The organism is Cytobacillus sp. Bac17 (assembly GCF_024519925.1).
GTDB classification, from domain to species: domain Bacteria; phylum Bacillota; class Bacilli; order Bacillales; family Cytobacillaceae; genus Cytobacillus; species Cytobacillus pseudoceanisediminis.
The window spans coordinates 1-327 of sequence record NZ_JALJRC010000128.1 but is presented as its reverse complement, the minus strand read 5'-3'; the positions used below and the strand labels follow the sequence as shown (position 1 = coordinate 327).

The window sequence follows — 327 nt, the reverse complement described above, 5'->3', positions numbered from 1 at the left end:
GGAAGGAAAGGGGGGAGGGAAGAAAGGAAAGAAGAGAAGAGGGAAGGGAGGAAAAGAAAGAGGGGAAGGGGAAGGAGGAAAAAGAGGAAAGGGAAGGAAGGGAGGAAGGGAAGGGAGGAAGGGAAGAGGAAGGAGGGGAGGAGAAAGAAAAAGAAGGGGAAAGAGAAGAAAGGGAAGAAAAAAGAGAGGAGGGAGGGGGGGAAGGAAGGGGGGGGGGGAAAGAAGAGGAAGGAAGAGAGAAGGAGAGGAAGAAGAAAAAGGGGGAAGAAGGGAAAATGGATTTGGAGGGAAAAAAGGAAACAATCGTCAATATTGGCGATTTAAAAC

At 49.2% G+C, this 327-nt stretch carries 1 protein-coding gene; it reads left to right on the top strand.

The features are described from left to right. Positions 1–324 (top strand): hypothetical protein (locus NR125_RS30390; RefSeq protein ID WP_256816913.1); only part of this gene is annotated, 324 nt, incomplete at its 5' end. Positions 325–327 lie beyond the last annotated feature (3 nt).